This is a genomic window from Rhodococcus sp. GA1 (assembly GCF_024321955.1).
Taxonomy (GTDB): Bacteria; Actinomycetota; Actinomycetes; order Mycobacteriales; family Mycobacteriaceae; genus Rhodococcus; species Rhodococcus pyridinivorans.
The window spans coordinates 3,763,323-3,780,716 of the sequence record NZ_CP097186.1; the positions used below are offsets into that span (position 1 = coordinate 3,763,323).

The following is a 17,394-nucleotide window of genomic DNA, read 5'->3' on the forward strand; positions in this document are numbered from 1 at the left end:
GCGGAACGCGCATGCGTGTCGCAACAGACGAAGCGAAGGATGGGCCGAGGGTGTCGAACGAGCGGGAGACCGAGAGTACGCCGGAGCGCGTCGTGGTCGTGGGCGCCGGCCTGGCGGCGGTGCGTACCGCCGAAGAGCTGCGCCGGGCCGGATACGAGGGCGAACTCGTGCTCGTCGGCGACGAGACGCACCTGCCCTACGACCGCCCGCCCCTGTCGAAGGAGGTCCTGCGCGGCGACCGCGACGACACGACTCTTCGGCCGAGCGAGTTCTTCGGCGACAACCGCATCGAGTTGATGCTCGGTGCCGCGGCTCGCTCGGTCGACACCGCGTCGCGCATCCTCACGCTCAGCGACGGCACCGAACTCGGCTACGACGAACTCGTCGTCGCCACGGGTCTGCGGCCCCGCCGCATCCCCGGTCTGCCGGATCTGGCGGGGGTCCACGTCCTGCGGTCGCTCGAGGACAGCCGCGCCCTGCGCGAGGCGATCGTTCCGGGTGCCCGCGCGCTCGTCGTCGGTGCCGGGTTCATCGGGTGCGAGGTCGCGGCGAGCCTGCGGGCGCGCGAGGTGGAGGTCGTGCTGGTCGAACCGCAGCCCACCCCGCTCGCATCGGTGCTCGGTGCCGAGGTCGGTGCTCTCGTCACCCGCCTGCACACCGCCGAGGGCGTCGACGTGCGTGCCGGCGTCGGATTGTCGGAGATCCGCGGCGACGGCCGTGTCACCTCCGCCGTCCTGGGCGACGGCCGTGTCACCTCCGCCGTCCTCGGCGACGGCAGCGAGATCGACGTCGACCTCGTCGTACTGGGCATCGGTTCGATCCCGGCCACCGAGTGGCTCGAGGGATCGGGTGTCGAAGTCGAGAACGGTGTCGTGTGCGACGGCACGGGCCGCACCTCCACCCCGCACGTGTGGGCCGTCGGCGATGTCGCGTCCTGGCAGGTACCGGCCGGTGGGCGCAGGCGCATCGAGCACTGGACGAACGCCGGCGAGCAGGCATCCGTCCTGGCGAAGACCATCATGGGCGTCGAGGCCGGGGCCGCCGCACAGGTGCCCTACTTCTGGAGCGACCAGTACGACATCAAGATCCAGGGCCTCGGTGCGGTCACCGCCGACGACACGGTGCACGTCGTGCGCGACGACGGCCGCAAGTTCCTCGCGTACTACGAGCGCGACGGCAGGTTCGTCGGCGCTGTGGGCGGAGGCCTGCCCGCGCTGGTCATGAAGTCGCGCGCGAAGATCGCTGCGGGCGCCCCGATCGACGAGCTGCTCACGGCGGCGGTCTAGAGGAGTGAGCTGCGCGCCGGAACGACCGCCGTCGGGCCGGCCGTGCGCGACCCGCTAGATTCGTAGGGTGATCGTTGCGCTCATCGACTCGGGTCTCGGGCTGTTGCCGACGTCCGCGTGGCTGCGACGGTTGCGTCCCGATCTCGACCTCATGTTGTCGACGGATCCCGACGGCGCCCCGTGGGGCCCGAAGTCTCCGGACTGGGTGATCGACCGGGTCGTCACCACCGCCCGTCGCGCCGTCGCCCGGGGCGCCGAGGTGGTCGTGCTCCCGTGCAACACCGCGTCGGTGACCGCCCTCGAACACGTCCGGGCCGATCTCGGTCCGGCGGTGCCCGTGGTGGGCACGGTCCCCGCGGTCAAGCCCGCGGCCGCGGCGTGCGATTCGGTGGCGATCTGGGCCACCGCGGCGACCACCGCGAGCAGGTACCAGGCGAATCTGATCGACCAGTTCGCGAACGGGTCCGAGGTCGTCGGCGTGGCGTGTCACGGACTTGCCGACGCCATCGATGCGGGTGATCGGGTGGCCGTCGCCGCAGCGGTCGCCTCCGCGGCCGAGCGCACCCCTCGGGATGTCCAGGGTGTGGTTCTCGGTTGCACCCACTATCCGCTTGTCGCCGACACCATCATCGAACACCTGCCGGCCGGAGTGCGCCTGTTCGACAGCGCCGAGGCCGTCGCACGGCAGACGCTGCGCCGGATCGATGCGCTCGGGCGACCCGCCTCGGGTTCGGGCCGTGTCGAAGTCTTCCGCAGCGGTGTGCCCGGAGAGTTGCCGCTGGCAGCGACGGTCTTCGCTGCCGGTCGTGCCCTGCTCGCGGCGCCCGGCGACATGCGGGACGAGGACGTCGAGGACGCCACCTCCCTCTGAGTGTCCGAGCCGTCGGGTGGATGGCCGGAGGAATACTTCGTCGAGCGAAGTATGTTGGTGAAGGGGTGTTCACCAATCCGCGTGGAGGCGCTCGTTCGTTTCCGCGTGGGACACGCCGTTCGTCTCTCGCGTGGAACGCGCCGATCACCTTCTGGAGGTTCGATGACTGCTCCCGTCCAGCCCCGCGGCCGTATCCGCTCGTTCGGTTTCGCCGTGGTCGGCCTGGGAGCGTTCACCCTCACCGCGTCGTCGTCGGCACCGTCACCGCTGTATCCCGTCTACCAGCAGATGTGGGGGTTCTCCGCGGCGATGCTCACGGTGGTGTTCGCGGTCTACGTGCTCGCACTGCTCGCGGCGCTCGTGACGGTGGGGTCGCTGTCCGACCACGTCGGGCGCAGACCCGTGATCGTGACGGCCCTGCTGTTGCTCGCGGCGAGCATGGTGGTCTTCATCGCCTCCCCGGGGGTGGGGTGGCTGATCGTCGCGCGGATCCTGCAGGGTCTCGCGGTGGGCGCGGCGACGAGCGCGCTGGCGGCGGCCGTGATCGAGATGCAGCCGAACAGGCACATCGGTCCGCTGATCAACACCGCGGCGCCGTCGCTCGGCCTCGCGCTCGGCGCGGCGGGAGCCGGCGTACTCGTACAGTTCGCGCCGCTCCCCACGGTCCTGAGCTATGCGGTCGTCGGCGTTCTCGCCGTCGTGCTGGCGATCGCGCTGATCTTCGTGCCGGAGACCTCGCCGTCGGTGGGTTTCCCGTCGCGACGCGACGCCCTGCGGAGCCTGGTGCCGAGCGCGTCGGTGCCCCGTGAGGTCCGGGGTCGCTATCTGCTCATCCTGCCCAGTCTGATGTCGGCGTGGGCACTCGGCGGGCTGTACATGTCGCTGGGGCCCTCGATCGTCGACTCGGTATTCGGTATCGACAACCGCCTCGCCGCGGGTCTGGCGATCGGCACGCTGTTCACGGCGGGCACGGTCGCGGCGACCACCACGGCCCGCCGCGACCCCCATCGCATCGTGATCCTCGGGGCCGTGTTGCTCGTGACGGGACTGGCCGCGGTGATCACCGCGCTCCTCACGGGATGGGTCGCGGCGTACTACGCGGGTACCGCGGTCGCCGGCTTCGGCTGGGGTTCGACCTTCGTCGCGGCCATGGGCGTGGTCGGCTCGCTCGGCCGACCCCACGAGCGCGGCCGGATATTCGCAACGACCTTCGTCGTCTGCTACTTCGCGTTCTCGGTGCCCGCGATGGCCGCCGGGGCGGCGGCCGGATCGTTCGGCCTGATGTCCACCGCCGTCGGCTACGGCGTGGTCGTCGCCGTGCTGGCGCTCGTGGCCGGGGTCGGCGTGCTCGTGCGAAAGCCGAAGCCCGACTCCGCCGGGATGCGGGAAGTGCCCGTCCCCGCCTGTTCGTAGGGGCCGGGCACTTCCGCAGAGAGCGGGATCAGCGGGGCGTGAACCCGCCGGCTCAGAACTCGATCTTGAGGTGGTCGGTCACCGGCCGGGCCTGGCAACCGAGGATGTAGCCCGCCTCGATGTCCTCGGGGTCGAGCACGTCGCAGTTCTCCATCTCGACCTTGCCCTCGAGCACGGTGCACGCGCACGACCCGCATTCGCCCTCCTGACACGAATACGGCACGTCGATGCCCTTCGCGAGCATGATGTCGACGAGGGTCTGCGTACGCGGCCACGAGAGCTTGTGGACCTCGCCGTCGAGTTCGACCTCGACGGTCGCGGCGTCGGCGGCGTCCTCGTCGCTGACCTCGACCGGCGCCTGGTCGGCGAACGGGTCGCCCGACAGCGAGTTGAAGACCTCGGCGTGCACGCGGGCGCGGGGCATGCCCACGGTGTTCAGTGCCTGGTGGACCGTGTCCATGAACGGTCCGGGGCCGCACATGAACGCCTCGTACGACTCGTAGGGCGTTGCGATCGCCGCGAGCTGGTCGGCGGTGGGCAGACCCTGGACGGACTCGAGCCAGTGCACGACGGTCAGGCGCGTCGGGTACTTCTCCGCGAGAGCCCGCAGCTCCTCGGCGAAGATGACGGACTTCTCGTCGCGGTTGGCGTAGACCAGCACCACCGTGCCGCCGCCCTGGGTGAGCGCGGACTTGAGGATCGAGATCACCGGGGTGATGCCGCTGCCGGCGCCGAACAGCAGGAAGTCGTGGTCGAGCGACTTCGGGGTGAAGACGCCCGCGGGAGGGAGCACCTCGAGGGTCTGTCCGGCCGCGATGTTGTCGCACAGCCAGTTGGATCCGTAGCCGTCGGAGGTGCGCTTGACGGTGACCTTGGGGGCGTCGTCGGTGAACGGCGAGCTCGCGAGCGAGTAGCAGCGGGCCACCGAGCCCGTCCGGTCGCTCGGGATGCGCAGGGTGAGGAACTGGCCGGGCCGGTAGGCGAATTTGTCGCGCAGCTCGTCCGGGACGGCGAACACGATCGACCGCGTGTCGGCGGTCTCCTCGACGACGGCGGACACGGTGAGGATCACCGAGCGTGAGCCGTGGGGCACCTCGACAGTCGTCATGGGTGGGTCTCGTCCTCTCCTGCAAAGATGGCCGCGCACGACCGAATCTAGAACGTGTTCTAATTCAGGTTACCAGCGCACATGGGATGAGGAAAACGGTACCGGCACTGCTCGGGCGAGTGCGGCGCCCACCCGGTCAGCGGGAGGTGCCCTACCCGAACGGGCGGTGCCCCCGCGGCGACCGGACGGTTTCGGCCGCTGCGTCTTTCACGCCTCGCAGCTCTGGTCGATGGTGAATCGCGGATGAGGTCCACATCACACTCCCGATCCGGTACACCCCCTCTGCGAGGAGATACACCATGGCAATCGAGCTCAATCAGATCTGGGACTTCCCGATCAAGGAATTCCACCCCTTCCCCCGCGCGCTGATGGGTGTCGGCGCCCACGACATCCTCGGCGTCGAGGCGAAGAACCTCGGCTTCAAGCGCGCCCTGCTGATGACCACCGGCCTGCGCGGATCGGGGATCATCGAGGAGCTCATCGGTAAGATCGAGTACCAGGGCGTCGAGGTCGTCCTCTACGACAAGGTCGAGTCCAACCCCAAGGACTACAACGTCATGGAGGCCGCGGCGCTCTACCAGAAGGAGAAGTGCGACTCGATCATCTCCGTCGGGGGCGGATCGAGCCACGACGCCGCGAAGGGCGCCCGCGTCGTGATCGCCCACGACGGCCGCAACATCAACGAGTTCGAGGGCTTCGCGAAGTCCACCAACAAGGAGAACCCGCCGCACATCGCCGTCTCCACGACCGCCGGCACCGGCTCCGAGACGTCCTGGGCCTACGTCATCACCGACACCTCCGACATGGACCACCCACACAAGTGGGTCGGCTTCGACGAGGCCACGATCGTCACCCTCGCAATCGACGACCCGCTGCTCTACTACAGCTGCCCCCAGCACTTCACCGCCTACTGCGGTTTCGACGTCCTCGCCCACGGCTCCGAGCCGTACGTCTCCCGGCTGGATTTCGCCCCGTCGCTCGGCAACGCCCTGTACTCGATCGAGCTCGTCGCGAAGCACCTGCGTGAAGCGGTCTTCGAGCCGCGCAACCTCAAGGCCCGCGAAGGCATGATGAACGCCCAGTACATCGCCGCGCAGGCCTTCAACTCCGGCGGCCTCGGCATCGTGCACTCCATCTCGCACGCCGTCTCGGCCTTCTTCGACAGCCACCACGGCCTCAACAACGCCATCGCCCTGCCGCGCGTGTGGGAGTACAACCTGCCCTCCCGCTACGAGCATTACGCCCGCATCGCCACCGCGATGGGCGTGGACACCCGCAACATGACCACCGTCCAGGCCGCCGACGCGGCCGTCGAAGCGGCGATCCGTCTCGCGAAGGACGTCGGCATCCCCGACAACTTCGGGCAGGTGCGCACCGACTCGTACGAGAAGAACCAGATGAACACCAAGAAGTATGCGGGTCGCGGAGACGCGATCCGCGGCGACGAGAAGACCGTCCGGGCGATCTCCGAGCACATCCAGGACGACTGGTGCACCCCGGGCAACCCCCGCGAGGTCACCGTCGACTCGATGATCCCGGTCGTCGACCACTGCATCAACCGGTCCTACTGAGAACCCGCGCTCCCGGGGCGTCCCCTGCGCCCCGGGAGCGCCCTGCTCCGCTGCGACCACGCCACAGAAGGAGACCCCGGATGACCCCGTTCGCCTCGGGCGCCGAGTTGAAGGATGCGCTGCGCCGGCACGACTACATCGCCGACGACGAGTTCGCGACCGTCGTGCACCTCGCCACCGCACTCGAGCGGCCCCTACTGCTCGAAGGCCCCGCCGGGGTCGGCAAGACCGAACTGGCCAAGGCGCTCGCCGCGGTCGGCGGCCGGAAACTGGTTCGACTGCAGTGCTACGAAGGGCTCGACGACAGCCGCGCCCTCTACGAGTGGGACTACGCCAAACAGCTGCTGCACGTGCAGATGCTGCGCGACCGCATCGGCGAACTGCTCGCCGGTCGCGCCGACCTCGCGGACGCGTCGAAGTTCCTCGCGCAGCAGGACTTCGGACTGTACTCGGAGACCTTCCTGTCGGTCCGTCCGCTGCTCGAGGCCGTGCTCTCGGAGGAGCCGGTGGTCCTGCTCGTCGACGAGGTGGACCGCACCGAGGAATCCATGGAGGCACTGTTGCTCGAGGTGCTCGCCGAACGGCAGGTGACGATCCCCGAGGTCGGCACGTTCACGGCCCGGTCCACACCGTGGGTGATCCTGACCTCCAACGACACTCGCGAGTTGTCACCCGCGCTCAAGCGTCGCTGCCTGCACTACCACGTCGGATACCCGACACCCGAGCGTGAACGCGAGATCGTCACCGCGCGGGTGCCGGACGTGCGCCCGGGAACGGCTCACCAGATCGTCGACCTGTCCCGGACCCTGCGCGATCTGCCGCTGCGCAAGAGTCCCTCGATCTCGGAGGTCATCGACGCCGCACGTGCGGCGACGGTGATGGGACACGACGCCGACGACCCGGATTCGCTGGGCGGCATGCGCGACGTGCTGCTGGCGACGCTGCTCAAGTACACCGGCGACGTCGACCTCGCGAAGACCCGGCTCGGCGGTGCGGCACCGGCAGCCGCGGTGTCCGAACCGATCGCACCCGAAGCGAGTGCGCCCGAAGCTGTTGTGACCGAATCTGTTTCGTCGCGTGAACGCGTGACGGTCGCATCGCGCCCGGCGAACACCACGACGGCCGTCTTCCGGGGACGCGGTGGTGGCGGTCGCGACGCCGCGGGCAGCGGACTGCGGGGGTGACCCCGCAATGCACGCATCCCGGGTCACACAGGTGACCGCGCTCGACGAGCGTCGCCCCCGCTACGTGCTCGACGTGGTAGCGGCGGTGTTCGGCCTGCTCCTGCGACGCCACGGTGTCGCGGCGTCACCGGCCGAGAGCATCGAGGTGCGCCGGGTGCTCGACCTGGTCTCCGTCCGCGAGCGGGATTCACTGCGCTCGTGCCTGCGGGCGGTGTGCGCCAAGTACTCGCACGAGCGGGCCGGTTTCGAGCGCGCTTTCGACGAGTTGTTCGGTGCGGTCGACGCCGCCGTCGCCGCGAGCGGCGGCGGTCCCGCCCGGGCGCAGTTCGCCGAATCCCTGCCGGCGGCGATCGAGATCGGCGACGACCCGAGCATCGCGCGCTACGCCGAGTACAACGACCGCGCAGCCGAGGTCGGCGACCACTTCGACACCCCGGAGGCCCGCAAGGGGTTCAACCCGCACAAGGACGACGACGATGTGTCGATGACGTCGTCCGATGCCGATCTGTCGGTGGACACGGGTGCGGACTCGGGCCGTCGCGGCGTCACCTACACCGTCGACGTCGAGAATGCGGCGACCACGACGGTGGGTGATCTGTCCGGTGAACCGGGTGCCGCGGTCGTCGGATCGCTGTCGTGGGACGACCCGGCGTCGATCCTCGCGTGGCTCGACGCCTACGACCCGCACCGCACCTACGGGGGAGAGGTCCTCGACGAACCCCTCTCCGCATCGCAACTCGCGCGACTCGTGGACGCGGTCGAGGCGTTCGTCGCCTCACTCGCCGCCGCGGTGCCGGGCGCCGAGGGTGTCGAGGCGCCCGAATCGCACGACGCCGCCGACATCGATCGCGCCGAGATCGAGCTCGCGTGCCACGAGGTGCTGCGCCGCATGCGCGGACCGGTCCGGCCCCATCCGCGTGAGCGGACCCGCGGACGGCTCGACATGCGCAGGACCGCCCGGGCGGGGATGCGGACCGACGGTGTGCCGTTCCGGCTCGTCGTCCGCGCGCCCCGCCCCGACCGGGTGCGGCTGCTCGTCCTCGCCGACGTCTCGCTGTCGGTCCGCCCGATCACCGCGTTCACGCTCCGGCTCGCCCAGGCGATGCACGGGCGGGCGCACCGGTGCCGGGTGGTCGCCTTCGTCGATCGTCCGGTGGACGTGACGACACAGTTGCTCGCCGCCGGCGGTGACGGTGCCCTGGCCGCCGTACTCGCCCATCCTGCCGTCGATCTCGAGGCGAGCAGCGACTACGGAAGGATGTTCGACGAACTGCTCACCGAGCACTCCGGATCGATCGACGGCCGGACGTCGGTGCTGGTCGTGGGGGACGGGCGCTGCAACGGCCTGCCCCCGCGCACCGATCGGCTCGAGGAACTCCGTCGCCGCGTGCACCGCCTCGCGTGGATCACGCCCGAACCCGAGCGGTACTGGACGCAGGCGACCTGCGCGATGCCCGGCTACGCCGAACTGTGCGACGAGGTGGTCGTCGCCCGCGACGGCGCGCAACTGCTCGCGCGCGCCGCCGAACTCGGCCACGCCCTGCGGTGAACGGCGCTCACCGCGTCGCGGACCCGGCAAGCAGTTCCTCGAGTCGTTCGAAGCCCTCGGTCAGGCCGGTCTCCATACCCGCTTCCGCCATGCCGTCGCGGGCCTCCTGTCTCGGGTACACGGAATGGCCGACCAGCTTGCAGGGACGTTCCCGAGGTCGACGAAGGTGAGCGTCTCGAGGCTCACCACATCAGGGAACCCGAGATATTCGAAGGTCTGGACGATGAACTCGTTCTCGCGGACGGTGTGGACGACACCCGCGAAGCGGTAGCTGCCGCTGTCGTCGGAGTGTTCGTAGCGGTACGAACCGCCGGTGCGGAGGTCGTACTCCTCGATCTTCATCTCCAGGCCGCGCGGGCCGAGCCACTGCGCGACGGCGTCGAGACCGCGGAACTGCTGTTCCTTCACCAACCGGTAGCGGTCGATCCAGGAGGTCAGCATCTCCAGCCGTGCGGGCTTCAGGTGGACGGGCCGGCGCGGGGCGTCGCGCGTGCGCAAACGGATCGCGGTCGAATTCCCTACGGGCACTCACGCGCCCGGCTACGGTCAGTGAATGGTCCTGCCCTCGAGAGCCCGGTCCGGTGTCCGCGCGGCCTTCGCCGCGGCCGTCTCGATCACCCTCCTCGGCGCGTGTACGTCCGCGTCGGACGATATGGAGTCGGGCGGTACGGCTGACGTGCAGGAGACCGCGGCAGCCGCGACCTGCACCGCCGAACCCAACGGCACCCCGATCGCCGAGACGCAGCCGGCGACGGAGACCGGGGATCGCGACATCTCCACGAACCCCGAGATCGCGACCGGTTACCGCGCCGGCATGACCGCGGTGACCACCTCCTCCTTCGCCGTGTCGACGGCCAATCCCGCATCCACCGAAGCGGCATGCGAGGTCCTGCGCGACGGCGGGACCGCGGCCGACGCACTCGTCGCCGCCCAGATGGTCCTCGGTCTGGTCGAACCCCAGTCGTCGGGTATCGGCGGCGGAGCGTTCCTGGTGTACTACGACGCCGAGTCCGGTGAGGTGGAGGCATACGACGGCCGCGAGACGGCACCGATGTCCGCGACCGAGAACTATCTGCGCTGGATCAGCGACACCGATCGCACCGAACCCCGCCCCGACGCGCGTGCGAGCGGCCGCTCGATCGGCGTGCCCGGCGTCGTGCGGATGCTCGAAACCGTCCACGCGAAGCACGGGAGTGCCGCCTGGGGCGAATTGTTCCGCCCCGCGATCGATCTCGCCGATCAGGGCATCGTGATCAGCGACCGTCTGGCGCAGTCGATCGCCGATTCCGCCGAGCAGCTCGCCGTCGACGACGAGGCCCGCGCCTACTTCCTGCAGGCCGACGGCTCGCCCAAGCCCGAAGGTGAGATCCTCACGAATCCGGCGATGTCCAAGACGCTCTCGGCGATCGCCACCGACGGCGCCGACGCCTTCTACACCGGTGACATCGCGGCCGGCATCGTCGAGTCCACCGGCACCGATTCGGGCGGGCGTACACCCGGAACGATGACCCTCGACGATCTCGCCGTCTACGAGGCGAAGGAACGGCAACCGCTGTGCACCCCCTACCGCGAGTACGAGATCTGCGGGATGCCCAACCCGTCCTCGGGTGGCATGGCGGTCGCGGCGACGCTCGGCATCCTCGAGAACTTCGACCTCGCGTCGCTGCCGCCGGGTGATGTCGATGCCGACGGTGGCGTCCCCGACGCGGATGCGGTGCACCTGATCTCCGAAGCCGAACGACTCGCCTACGCCGATCGCGACAAGTACGTCGCCGACGCCGATTTCGTGCCCCTGCCGGGTGGCTCGCTCGAGACCCTGGTGAACCCGGACTACCTGTCCGAACGCGCAGGGCTGATCGACCCCGGCAAGAGCATGGGCGAGGCGCAGCCCGGCGACTTCGGTCCGGTCCCGCTCGGCATGCCGCCGCAGAGCCCCGAACACGGCACCAGCCACATCTCGGTCGCGGACAGCTACGGCAACGTCGCATCCATGACGACCACCATCGAGTCGGCCTTCGGCTCGTTCCACATGACCGACGGCGTCCTCCTCAACAATCAGCTCACGGACTTCTCGGCCGAACCGGTCGACGAGGAGGGGCTGCCCGTCGCCAACCGCGTCGAACCCGGCAAGCGGCCGCGCAGCTCGATGGCCCCGACGCTCGTCTTCGATCGCACCTCCGACGGCGGTCGCGGCGACATCCGGATGGTGGTCGGGTCGCCGGGCGGCTCGGTGATCATCCAGTTCGTCGTCAAGACACTCGTGAACACTCTCGACTGGGGACTCGACCCGCAGCAGGCCGTCTCGGCCGTGTCGTTCGGCGCTGCGAACACCCCCGTCACAGGGGTCGGCGGCGAGCATCCGGCGATCGACGGTGCCGACGACGGAGCGACCGATCCACTCGTGCAGCAGCTCCGCGACAGGGGCCACGAGGTGTCCGTCGCCCCGCAGTCCAGTGGACTGAGCGCGCTGCTGCGTCAGGGGGAGGGATGGATCGGTGGCGCCGACCCCCGACGCGAGGGCGCCGTGATGGGTGATACCGGCGGGCAGTGACGATCGGCGCCCTATATCCGTCGAGCGCGGATCGACGCCCGTGACCTACCCTGTCGAATAGGTGCCGACCTCACCATCGGTCCGGTGCGTCCCGTGCCCGCTGCGCCCGACAACCCGCGCACCGTAAGCTGGATCACACAGGTGCGCGGATCGTGCGGATCGTCAGGAGTGAACAGTGGCCGTCGTCATGCCGGGACACCAGAACACGACCCATCCCCGTGCTTCCGCGCCCCCTCGGGACGGCCACCCCGCTTCGGGGCCGGCCCTGGTCAAGTTCCACGCCCCCGAGATCGTCTTCGGGGAGGGCTCGCTCGTCGAAGCGGCCCACGCCGCCGTCCGGCTCGGCGGTGTCCGCCCCATGCTCGTCACCGACCCGGGACTGATCGAAGCCGGCTGGGTCGACGAACTCCTGCAGCACCTGCGTGATCAGGGGGTCGACGCCACCGTGTGGGCCGGTCTCACCCCCAATCCGAAGGACCACGAGGTCGCGACCGGCCACGAGGTGTACCGGTCGCGGGGCTGCGACGTCCTCGTCGCGCTGGGCGGTGGCTCGGTGATCGACGCCGCGAAGGGCGTCGCGATCCTCGCCGCCAACGGCGGCAACATCCTCGACTACGAGGGCGTCGACCGAGCGCGGTTGCCCATCCCGCCGATGGTCATGGTGCCGTCGACGTCCGGGACGGGAGCCGACGTCTCCCAGTTCTGCGTGGTCACCGACACCGCGCGCGGCAGCAAGATCACCATCATCGGCCGGTCGCTCGTCCCCGACCTCACGGTGATCGATCCGCGACTGCTCACCACCATGCCCGACGACCTCAACGCCGCCACCGGACTCGACGCCCTCACCCACGGCATCGAGGCGTTCGTCTCCCGCGCCCACAACCCCCTCACCGACCATCACGCACTGCGGGCGGTCGGCATGGTCACCGGCACGCTCGTGCGCACGATCGACGACCCGACCTACATGCCCGCTCGCGCCACCATGGCCCAGGCCAGTCTCGAGGCCGGACTCGCGTTCACCAACGCGATCCTCGGTGCAGCCCACGCGATGAGCCATCAGGTCGGCGGTCTGCTCGACCTGCCGCACGGGGTCATCAACGGCGTGCTGCTGCCGCACGTCATCCGGTTCAACGGTGCCGACGATCCCGAGCCGTTCGTCCAGGTCGCCGCGACCCTCGGTCTGGAGGAGGCGCGCGGTGCCGCGCCCGAGGCCGTCGATGCCGTCGCGTCGCGCATCGACGCCCTCGCCCGTCAGGTGGGTGTGCCGCGCGGACTGCGCCAACTCGGCGTGCGGGAGGAAGACCTGCCGCGACTCGCCGAGGGAGCACTGCGCGACGCGTGCATGTCGACGAATCCGCGCACCGCGACCCGCGACCAGATGATCGAGTTGTTCCGGACGGCGCTGTGAGTGCTCCCGACCTGTCGGCACTGACCGGACTCCGCTCCGGGAAGTCGACCTTCTATCCGCAGTACCGCGGCGCCGCCGAACGGCTCGAACGCGTCGTCCACGCACTCGAACTGATCTCCAGGGCATTGGTGCGCACGGTCGAGGGGCCCGAGACGCTCATCTGCGCCGTCGCCGAAGCCGCTCGCGCGCACCTGAGCGCGACGTGGGTTGCCTTCGCCCTCGCCGACGGTGTCCTTCCCGATGCCGGGCCGCGCAGGCTCGTGCTCGGCCCCGACGCCACTCCCTTCCTCGTCGACAACGTCGAGGGACCGCCCCTGCCCGACGAGGTCGTGGCCCTGCTCGACGCCGTGCGTACCGGTGCCGTCGAACGTCGCGAGCTGGTCGAGAACCACCACGCGTTCGTGCCCATCGTCCTGGACGGGGGAGTCGCCGGTGCCATCGCCGCGTGGACGCCGGACCGCCGCGTCCTCGACACCACCGACCGCGCCGTTCTGTCGATCCTCGCCAGCCAGACCGCGGTCGCGCTGCAGAACTCCGCGCTCTACCAACGCGGACAACTCCTGCTCGAACGCGCCGAGCAGGCCTACCGCGAAGCGAACCGCTCCGCCGCCGATCTGCAGGCACGCAACGAGGAACTCGAAGCGACCCTGAAGAAACTCGCTCTCACGCAGCGGCAGCTGGGCGTCGCCCACCGGAACCAGGCGCTCGACGAGGAACGCCACCGCATCGCGCGCGAGCTCCACGACAGCGTCACGCAGGCCGTGCTCTCGGCGGGCATGCAGATCGAGGTGTGCCGCAGCGACATTCCCGACGCCGAACGCAGCGAACGACTCGACCTCGCCAAGGAACTCACCCGCGGTGCCGTCGAGCAGTTGCGATCCGCGATCTACGCGCTGAACCGACCGTCCGATTCCGAACGGATGTCGTTGCCGGAGATGCTCGAACAGCTCAGCGTGGCCCACATGCCGGGCGAACTCGAGGTCAAGACGAGAATGGGTGGCACACCGGTCGAGTTGAGCGGCGAGGCCGAGCACGCCCTGCTCCGGATCGCCGGCGAAGCGTTGTTCAACGCGGCGGTGCACGCCAACGCGAGTCGCGTGGTGCTGCGGCTCAGTTATGGACGCGATGCGGTCCTGCTGTCGGTCGCTGACGACGGCGACGGCGACCCGGCGCGTCTGCGGGTGATGCTGCGACTCGCCGCCAACGACCTCGACGGGAGCCATCGCGGTCTCGCGAACATGCAGGCCCGCGCCCGCGAACTCGGTGGCACCCTCGAGGTGCGTCGTTCCCGGTTCGGTGGAGTGCGAATCGCGGCCCGTATCCCGTTGCAGGACAATGCTGTAGCTCAACAGGTGGGAGAACCGTCATGACCGTCACGCCGCCTCGGATGACCCCGCGGGCGCGGCCCGGCACGGTGCGCATCGCACTCGTCGACGACCACGCGATCCTCCGCCAGGGACTCCGCTCGATCCTCGATCGCGAACCGGATCTCGAAGTGGTGGGGGAGGCCTCGACGGACGTGGAGGCGCTCGCGCTCGTCGACCGCATGCGCCCCGACATCGTGCTGCTCGATCTCAAGCTCTCGGCCGGGTCGGACTTCGAGGGACTGGGATTGTGCGGGCGGCTGTCCTCGGCGCACCCGGGCATCGGTCTGCTCGTGCTCACCACCTTCCTCGACGAACAACTCGTCGTGCGGGCGGTGCACGCGGGCGCGCGTGGTTACGTCGTCAAGGACGTCGACACCACCGAACTGGTGCGCGCCATCCGGGCGGTCTCTCGCGGTGAGAGCGCCTTCGACTCGCGCAGCGCGGCGGCGGTCGTGCGTTCGCTCAACGGGCAGGGCACATCCGCCGAACAGTTGACCGGCCGGGAACTCGAGGTGCTGAAGCTTCTCGCCGCCGGCATGTCGAACGTGAAGATCGGTGAGCAGCTTTTCATCTCGGCCACCACCGTGAAGTTTCACGTCAGCAACATCATGCGCAAGCTCGGGGTGAGCCGCCGGGCCGAGGCGGTCTACGCCGCCAGCAAGCAGGGGCTGATCTGACCGCCTGGCCCCTTCCGCGGCTCAGCTCTGCGCGGTGAGCTTGCTGCTGTAGGCCGCACCCCAGTCGTCGAGCCACGCGGCGACGGCCAACGGTTTCGCGTTCGGTGTCCGCGACGAGCGTGGCCGCGTCCGCAGATACGGCGACGGGGGACTGGCGGGTACGGACCCGACGTCCACACCGCGTCAGCGTCCGGTCGGAGCAGGCGAGTGCAATGGCACGAGTACCGACAGTGCGCCGGTATACAGGATCAGGCGCAGTAGCGGTCCGCCTCGGAGAAGCTGCCGGGTGATCTCCCGGACCCGTCGGCCCTCGTCCTCACCCGGCGGCGCGGCGAGCACGATCGCGGGACCGGAACCGGGCCGGGTCGCGGTGACGAGCAGACACTCCTCGACGGTGGTCAGTACCGGAATGTCGTTCGCGCCCTCGGTCTTTCCGATCGCCACGGCGTCGTAGTCGGAGTCGTCCGCATCGTCGTGGAAGACGAGCAGCCGCACGTCCGGTCGCTGGGGGAGCGGCCGACAGTCCGTCACCACTCCGCACGACATGTCCCGCGATGCGCCGGGGCGGGGAAGGGCGACGCGACGAGTCGTCCAGCCGAAGTGGCTCTCGACGATGTGGTCCATCACGCCACCTCCTTCCGTCCACACCGGGTATTCGTCGCCGGACGGGAAACGGATGGGCGGGCAGGCGGATGGCCCGGGTGGATCACCCGATGACGAGCCACCCACCGTGGTGTTCGAACACCTCGAAGGGACGCCCCGTACTGCGGCCCAGTTCCTCGAGTGCGGGCAGGTCGAAGGTGCGCACGTGTCCGTGGCAGGCCGTCGCCTCGTCCTCGAACGGCACCGCGACCACCACCCGCTGCCGGGCGATCCGCAGCGCCTCGGCGAGGATCGTGGCACCGAGGGCGTCGTCGACGTGCTCGAGCAGGTGGATCGCGGTGACTGTGTCGGCGCTGCCGTCGGGCACCGGGACGTTCGCCGCGTCGCACACGAGCGTGTCGACGTGCAGCCCGAGCCGCGGTGCGACCGCATCGAGCAGGCGCATCGTGCCGGGCAGGATGTCGGTGGCGGTGACGGTGGTGCCGGCGGCGGCGAGCCGCAGCGGCAGGAAGCCGAAACACGACCCCAGGTCGAGCACGCTCCCACGCACGAGTTCGGCGGCCCGATTATGGATGGGCGCGAAATCGGCTGTACCGTCGAGCAGTTCGCCGAGCGAGTTGCGTTAGTAGGTGACCCACGAGTCGAGGGCGCCGGGCACCGTGGAGCGGACGAGTCCCACCATCGTCAGCTCGAACTCGTCCTGACCGAACTCGATGTCCTGGATCGAGGCGGTGACCTCGGCGACGAGTCGCTCGCTGATCTGCTCGGCCGTGAGGGAATGCGTGACGTGGAGTCGGTCGTCCTCGCGCCGGACGTTCAGCGGCCCGGCGGGTACGCGTTCGACCGTCACGTGATCGTGTGTCCACCGGCCCGGGCTGCAGGGAGCGAGCGAATCGAGCAGGGTCATTGTTTCGCAACCTTTTTCGGAGGTGTGGAAGGGGGCGGTGTGGAAGGGGAGTGCGGGTCACTGTAGTCGAGACCGGCCGTCAGTGTCCCCATCCCGGTGGCCAGTAAGTCGTGCAGATCCGATCCGGGTTCGTCGAGCCACGCCTCGTAGGCGGAGATCGCGACACCGAGCAGCAGATAGCCGACGGTGCGGGGGATGTGGTCGTCGGGATCGGCCCCGATGCGACGGGCGACGAACTCGGCGACGACACGTCTCCAGCCCTGGTACATCACCGACGAATAGCCCTGCAGCGCGGGCGTGTGCAGGATGAGACCCATCCGCGCGCGGTGTCGTTCGGCCTCACTGTCGGGGAAGGTGTTGAAGTCGTGCAGGGCGGTGGTCAGCGCTTCCGAGAGCGGAACGTCCTCGGGGATCGTTTCGAGGCTCGCGCGCATGCCGGCGAGGTGTTCGTCGAAGTTTCCCCAGGCCACCTCGTTCTTCGACGGGAAGTAGCGGAAGAAGGTGCGTCGCGCGATGTCGGCCGCCTCGGCGATGTCGTCGATGCTCGTCTCGTCGAAGCCCGCCTCCATGAACAGCTCGATGCCGATTGCGGCGAGTTCCTCCTTCGTGGTGGACGGGCGGCGACCTATCCGAGCGGACGGTTTCCCGCGACTACGCGTCATTCTTCCTCCCGAAGGCGTGACATTCTGCACTCGATGCCATTACAGTGGTGAACTGTCTCACAGCGCAAGTCCCACTGTGACGACCGGCTCCGATCCAGGAGAAGAAACCGAGGAGGAAACATGTCCGATCGTGACAACGCCGTGATCGAATCCGATCTGATCGAGGAGTCCCTCGTCGAAGAGGTCTCCATCGACGGCATGTGCGGCGTGTACTGACATGACCGCGCCCGGAGCCAC

At 69.3% G+C, this 17,394-nt stretch carries 16 protein-coding genes and 2 pseudogenes; 11 read left to right on the top strand and 7 right to left on the bottom strand.

What is annotated here, in order from left to right:
* Positions 1–50 precede the first annotated feature (50 nt).
* The 3 genes from M3330_RS17875 (at position 51) to M3330_RS17885 (ending at position 3,570) form a co-directional block, all read left to right on the top strand.
* Positions 51–1,286: an NAD(P)/FAD-dependent oxidoreductase gene (locus tag M3330_RS17875; protein WP_039585347.1), complete on the top strand. Its 1,236-nt coding sequence runs from the start codon at positions 51–53 to the stop codon at positions 1,284–1,286.
* A 67-nt stretch (positions 1,287–1,353) separates the two neighbouring features.
* On the top strand, positions 1,354–2,157 hold the full coding sequence (locus M3330_RS17880; RefSeq protein ID WP_006552244.1) for a glutamate racemase: 804 nt from the start codon (positions 1,354–1,356) through the stop codon (positions 2,155–2,157).
* Positions 2,158–2,319: 162 nt separating this feature from the next.
* The gene (locus M3330_RS17885; protein ID WP_255025786.1) at positions 2,320–3,570 is read left to right on the top strand and encodes an MFS transporter; all 1,251 of its coding nucleotides are present in this window, start codon (positions 2,320–2,322) and stop codon (positions 3,568–3,570) included.
* Between the two features lie 52 nt (positions 3,571–3,622).
* Here the strand turns inward: M3330_RS17885 and M3330_RS17890 are convergent, their stop codons facing one another.
* On the bottom strand, positions 3,623–4,678 hold the full coding sequence (locus tag M3330_RS17890) for a ferredoxin--NADP reductase (RefSeq protein WP_019291258.1): 1,056 nt from the start codon (positions 4,676–4,678) through the stop codon (positions 3,623–3,625).
* Positions 4,679–4,977: 299 nt separating this feature from the next.
* Here M3330_RS17890 and mdo point away from each other — a divergent pair, with 299 nt between their 5' ends.
* From mdo to M3330_RS17905, 3 genes are all read left to right on the top strand, one after another.
* On the top strand, positions 4,978–6,249 hold the full coding sequence (gene mdo / locus M3330_RS17895) for an NDMA-dependent methanol dehydrogenase (protein ID WP_024101655.1): 1,272 nt from the start codon (positions 4,978–4,980) through the stop codon (positions 6,247–6,249).
* Between the two features lie 80 nt (positions 6,250–6,329).
* Entirely contained in the window at positions 6,330–7,433 is a 1,104-nt protein-coding gene (locus tag M3330_RS17900) for a MoxR family ATPase (RefSeq protein ID WP_231413389.1), read from the top strand.
* 7 nt (positions 7,434–7,440) lie between these two features.
* Positions 7,441–8,982 carry a VWA domain-containing protein gene (locus M3330_RS17905; RefSeq protein ID WP_255025790.1) on the top strand — a complete coding sequence of 514 codons (1,542 nt, stop codon included), beginning with the start codon at positions 7,441–7,443 and terminating at the stop codon, positions 8,980–8,982.
* A gap of 60 nt (positions 8,983–9,042) precedes the next feature.
* Here the strand turns inward: M3330_RS17905 and M3330_RS17910 are convergent, their stop codons facing one another.
* Both M3330_RS17910 and M3330_RS17915 read right to left on the bottom strand, forming a co-directional pair.
* A complete protein-coding gene (locus M3330_RS17910) occupies positions 9,043–9,324 on the bottom strand; it encodes an SRPBCC domain-containing protein (protein ID WP_255028926.1) in 282 nt (93 codons plus the stop codon).
* Positions 9,325–9,354: 30 nt separating this feature from the next.
* Positions 9,355–9,477 (bottom strand): annotated as a pseudogene (locus M3330_RS17915) (transcriptional regulator); the annotation flags it as partial.
* A 58-nt stretch (positions 9,478–9,535) separates the two neighbouring features.
* On the opposite strand from M3330_RS17915, the gene ggt reads away from it, so the two are divergent.
* The 4 genes from ggt (at position 9,536) to M3330_RS17935 (ending at position 14,985) form a co-directional block, all read left to right on the top strand.
* The gene (gene ggt / locus M3330_RS17920) at positions 9,536–11,533 is read left to right on the top strand and encodes a gamma-glutamyltransferase (protein ID WP_039585342.1); all 1,998 of its coding nucleotides are present in this window, start codon (positions 9,536–9,538) and stop codon (positions 11,531–11,533) included.
* A 175-nt stretch (positions 11,534–11,708) separates the two neighbouring features.
* A complete protein-coding gene (locus tag M3330_RS17925; protein WP_200358441.1) occupies positions 11,709–12,941 on the top strand; it encodes an iron-containing alcohol dehydrogenase in 1,233 nt (410 codons plus the stop codon).
* Positions 12,938–14,311 carry a GAF domain-containing sensor histidine kinase gene (locus M3330_RS17930; RefSeq protein WP_024101651.1) on the top strand — a complete coding sequence of 458 codons (1,374 nt, stop codon included), beginning with the start codon at positions 12,938–12,940 and terminating at the stop codon, positions 14,309–14,311. The genes M3330_RS17925 and M3330_RS17930 overlap by 4 nt, the downstream gene beginning before the upstream one ends.
* Entirely contained in the window at positions 14,308–14,985 is a 678-nt protein-coding gene (locus M3330_RS17935; RefSeq protein ID WP_006553550.1) for a response regulator transcription factor, read from the top strand. The genes M3330_RS17930 and M3330_RS17935 overlap by 4 nt, the downstream gene beginning before the upstream one ends.
* A gap of 21 nt (positions 14,986–15,006) precedes the next feature.
* Here M3330_RS17935 and M3330_RS17940 read toward each other — a convergent pair whose 3' ends face one another.
* The 4 genes and pseudogenes from M3330_RS17940 to mftR form a co-directional block, all read right to left on the bottom strand.
* A complete protein-coding gene (locus M3330_RS17940) occupies positions 15,007–15,162 on the bottom strand; it encodes a hypothetical protein (protein ID WP_024101650.1) in 156 nt (51 codons plus the stop codon).
* 6 nt (positions 15,163–15,168) lie between these two features.
* On the bottom strand, positions 15,169–15,609 hold the full coding sequence (locus M3330_RS17945; RefSeq protein ID WP_255028927.1) for a hypothetical protein: 441 nt from the start codon (positions 15,607–15,609) through the stop codon (positions 15,169–15,171).
* A gap of 82 nt (positions 15,610–15,691) precedes the next feature.
* Positions 15,692–16,495 (bottom strand): annotated as a pseudogene (gene mftM, locus M3330_RS17950) (mycofactocin oligosaccharide methyltransferase MftM).
* Entirely contained in the window at positions 16,492–17,157 is a 666-nt protein-coding gene (gene mftR, locus M3330_RS17955) for a mycofactocin system transcriptional regulator (protein WP_019291266.1), read from the bottom strand. The pseudogene mftM and the gene mftR overlap by 4 nt, the downstream one beginning before the upstream one ends.
* Before the next feature lie 120 nt (positions 17,158–17,277).
* Between mftR and mftA the strand changes: the two genes are divergently transcribed.
* Complete coding sequence (gene mftA, locus M3330_RS17960) at positions 17,278–17,373, top strand: mycofactocin precursor MftA (protein ID WP_006553546.1); 96 nt, start codon at positions 17,278–17,280, stop codon at positions 17,371–17,373.
* The last annotated feature ends 21 nt before the right edge of the window (positions 17,374–17,394 follow it).